The organism is Pseudomonas protegens, from assembly GCF_003732485.1.
In the GTDB taxonomy this organism is placed as follows: domain Bacteria; phylum Pseudomonadota; class Gammaproteobacteria; order Pseudomonadales; family Pseudomonadaceae; genus Aquipseudomonas; species Aquipseudomonas protegens_B.
The window spans coordinates 598,946-602,855 of record NZ_MOAK01000086.1 but is presented as its reverse complement, the minus strand read 5'-3'; the positions used below and the strand labels follow the sequence as shown (position 1 = coordinate 602,855).

3 protein-coding genes are annotated in these 3,910 nt (G+C 60.8%); 2 read left to right on the top strand and 1 reads right to left on the bottom strand.

Annotated elements, in window-relative coordinates; translation table 11 throughout:
* Positions 1 to 463: EAL domain-containing protein (locus BLX41_RS36665; protein WP_259745357.1), on the top strand; the 463-nt coding region annotated here is incomplete at its 5' end.
* Here BLX41_RS36665 and BLX41_RS29785 read toward each other — a convergent pair.
* A complete protein-coding gene (locus BLX41_RS29785; RefSeq protein WP_123727757.1) occupies positions 354 to 1,250 on the bottom strand; it encodes an NAD(P)-dependent oxidoreductase in 897 nt (298 codons plus the stop codon). The two genes, BLX41_RS36665 and BLX41_RS29785, sit on opposite strands and share 110 nt — an antisense overlap.
* Positions 1,251 to 1,448: 198 nt before the next feature.
* Between BLX41_RS29785 and BLX41_RS29780 the strand changes: the two genes are divergently transcribed.
* Positions 1,449 to 3,632, top strand: a complete 2,184-nt coding sequence (locus BLX41_RS29780) for a hypothetical protein (RefSeq protein WP_123727756.1) — start codon at positions 1,449 to 1,451, stop codon at positions 3,630 to 3,632.
* The last annotated feature ends 278 nt before the right edge of the window (positions 3,633 to 3,910 follow it).

Here is a 3,910-nt window from a genome sequence, read left to right as displayed (position 1 = left end):
GCTCATGCAGATCCGCGGCCTGGGCGTATCACTGTCGATCGACGACTTCGGCACCGGTTACTCATCCCTGGCCTACCTCAAGCGTCTGCCACTCAATACCCTGAAGATCGATCGCTCGTTCATCCAGGACATCCCCAAGTCGACCCAGGACATGGAGATAGTCCAGGCAATCATCGTCATGGCCCACACCCTGCACCTGCAGGTGGTCACCGAAGGGGTCGAGACCCTGGAACAGCAGCAGTTCCTCGAACACTACGGCTGTGACTACCTGCAGGGCTACCTGCTCAGTCACCCGGTGCCGCTGCAGGACCTGCACCGGGTGCTGGATGAGCTGAACCAGCGCCACGACAGGCTCAATCCGCGGATGCCGGGTCTCGATAGAGGCGAACCAGGGTCGCCGGGTCCTGCTCCAGATAGCCCTGACCACCATGCAGACGCATCAACTGCGCAGCTAATCCGCTGATCGGCGTGGCCGAACCCTGCTCCCGGGAAAACTTCACGGCACCGTCCAGATCCTTGAGCAGGGTCCGCACATGCCATTTCACCGGTTCGAAGCGGCTCTCGGCCATCTGCGGGGCCAGGATCTGCAGCGGTTTGGAGTCGGCGAAACCGCCGGCCAGGGCCTCGGCAATCAATCGTGCATCCACGCCGGAACGCTCCGCCAGGGCCACCACTTCGGCAATCACCAGGGCGTTGCAGGCAACAATCATCTGGTTGCAGGCCTTGGTTACCTGGCCTGCACCCACGGCCCCCATGTGTGTCACCCGCTGCCCCAGGGCCAGCAATACCGGACGGACCCGTTCGATATCCGCCGCCTCGCCACCCACCATGATCGCCAGGCTACCGGACTCGGCGCCGGGGGTTCCACCGGAAACCGGGGCATCGACCCAGGCCATGCCGGTATCGCGGGCCAGCGCCGCGGCCATCTCTCGGGTGGCGGTGGGTTCAAGGCTGGACAGGTCCAGCAACAGTTGCCCGTTCCGGGCGCCCTGGGCGATGCCATCGGCAGCAAACACCACCTCGCGCACCACTTCGGTGTTGGCCAGGCACAGCAGCACCAGATCCGCGTGCTCGCACAGCTGCGCCGGTGTGGCCACTTGTCGCGCCCCGGCGGCCACCAAAGGCGCGCATTTCTCCGGATTGCGGTTCCACACCGTCAGCCCATAGCCCGCAGCCAGCAGGCGCCGGCACATGGGCAGCCCCATCAGGCCGATCCCGGCAAATCCGAGTGAAGGTAACGCTGACATCATATTGCCCTCATTTGATTAAAGATCATCGAATACTGGCCGATTCATCATGATTCAGGAAAGGATTCCCCCGAGCGACGCTCAGAAAATACCCTGACGCCTTGGGCAAAATTCGCGCTCCACGCAGCGGCGAGGTCCCATTCCGTGATGGTTCGCTGACACCTCGTCCTCGAGCCAACCAGACCAGGCATATGGCGCACAATGACTTCTAAAAACAATCCTGCCAACGCAGTCTCCGAGATGACGCTGACCTCCCCCACATCAAGCCACTCAGATACGAAGCCATTGTCCAGTTCACGCCCCCTGTCGACCCAGCAGTACCTGTATTTCACCGAAACCAATACCGACCGCATCCTCGATAACCTCGATGGCCTGCGCGACTCCGTGTTCCCGCGTCCGCCGCACCTGGAAGACGAGCAGGAAAGTCGCCGTGACCAGGAATTCCCGTCGGTGTGCCTGATCGGCCTGGGCCGTTGCGGCTCCAACATCGCCCTGGACGTGGCGGAGCTGGTGTACAACGCCCGCAAGTTCTACCTCAACGAATTCAACAACGAAGACAAGTCCTACGAAGGCGGTGGCTACAGCCCCGGCCAGTGGATCCGCCAGAACCTGCGCCTGGGCCAGAACAAGGCCAGCAAACCGGTATTCCTGGTGGAGCCTTTGGTGATGCTCGGCGACCTGGACAAGGACATCGCCGGGCGCATCCGCTTCTCGCGCAAGGGCGAAAAGAGCGGCTTCATCCGCGACTACAGCAAGATGAAGATCATGGACCTCTCGGAAGTCCACGCCGGTGGCGCCGGTAACGCGCCGATCCTCGGCCAGTACCTGGCCAAGATCATCCTCAACAAGGACACCCAGCGCTTCTCCAGCCCCGACTGGAAAATGATCCACTCGTACCTGATCGATTCCTGCGGGATCAAGGCCAACCAGTCGCGCCTGTACTTCTCGATCTTCAGCGCCGGCGGCGGTACCGGCTCGGGCATGGCCTCGGAATTCGGCCTGGCCCAGCAGTACTCGTACATGAACAAGACCTTCGACACCAAGCCGATGGACGAGCACGACAGCAAGAGCGGGCACTCCTTCGTCTTCGAGCCGATCTTCACCAGCGGCATCTGCGTGCTGCCGAACATTTCGGACCACCGCAGCGAAATGTCAGAGGCGCTGCACATCAACGCTGGCCGCCTGCTGTGCAAATACCTTTCGGAAGAGTGGGATTTCTCCTACAACTTCGACAATGAAGACAGCAGTGAAGCCAGCGTCATGGGGCGTATCCGCCCATGGAACGCGATGATGCTGATCTCCAACGACATCATGCGCTACGCCGAAGAAAGCGATGACGGCAACATCCAGAACATTGACGTCAACGCCATGGAGAAGCACGCCAACCAGTACATCTCCCAGCAGATCTTCAACATCCTCACCGCTCAGGCAGTGACCACCGACTACGACCAGAACTACTTCCGTCGTGCCGGCATCGACATCGGCGAAACCATCCGCCTGGACGCCAACGACCTGTTCATGAGCCTGGCGGGCCCGGTGGCGATCGCCTACGCCGAATCCGTGGTGCCGGAGCAACCGGTGCCCACCGGCGACAAGTTCAAGGTGTTCGAGAAAGAGCCGCAGCGCCTGAACATCGACGACCTGTTCTTCCGCTCCATCGACCTGCCACACTTCAACAAGGTGACCCAGGCCATCGAAGGCATCAGCCTGCTGCCCATCGAGTCCAAGCGCTATCGCGCGGCCCTGGAGCAGTACAAGGCCTCGGGTTATGACGCCGCGGCGCTGCACGACCTGCACTTCTTCAAGAACTGCTCGTCGGTGGTATCGATCGTGTCCCTGCCCAAGGACTACAAGCTGTCCTACATGGACCTGAACCGGCTCAAGACCCACCTCAACAGCCTGTTCCCCAACACCACCCTCAAGCGCTACGCGTTGGTGATCGGCGCCTCGGCCAACCTGTCGCTGACCACCCTGATCGCCAAGAGCCCGTGCCTGTCGGATGACTTCCTGACCCTGATCGTGGCCTTTATCAAGCGTTGCTTTGCGCGCAATCCGTACCGCTTCGACGACACCCTGGACAACTCGGTGCTGGACTTCATCGTCAGCGACCAGTTCGACGAAGACCGCATCGACGATCTGCTCAACGAGTTCGAGAACCCGGCGAAGATCCTCGACACCAACTGGTACGCGATCAAGCCGATGTACGAGAAGAAGTACCGCGAGCTGATCAACGACAAGGACAAGTTCGTCTCGATCAACGACATCCGCCTGTCGCGCGATTGCGTGAAGAAGGCCATCAAGTACCTGCGCGAGATCTACCGTCACCGCATCGGCAAGACCCGGGTCATCTCCCTCAATAGCCACACGGGCAAGACGGCCTATTAAGAAGGGCTTCGCCGACGAGCCGACTCCTGCAGGGTGTAGGAGCCGGCTCGCCGGCGAACGGTCAATTTGCTTACACCACGAAACAATTAAGCAGCTCGTCGGACGGGCTTGAAACTGTGCCCCTTCCGTGAACGTCACCTTGGCTGAAACCCTTGTGGGGCCTTTCTCCACGGCAAGATGCCATCACTGGATTCACGGTTACTCGGCTACACACTTTTGTCCGACAAAACAGCGCACCAGATCGGCGCACGCCTTCAGCGCGGCGCCCTCTCCTGGAT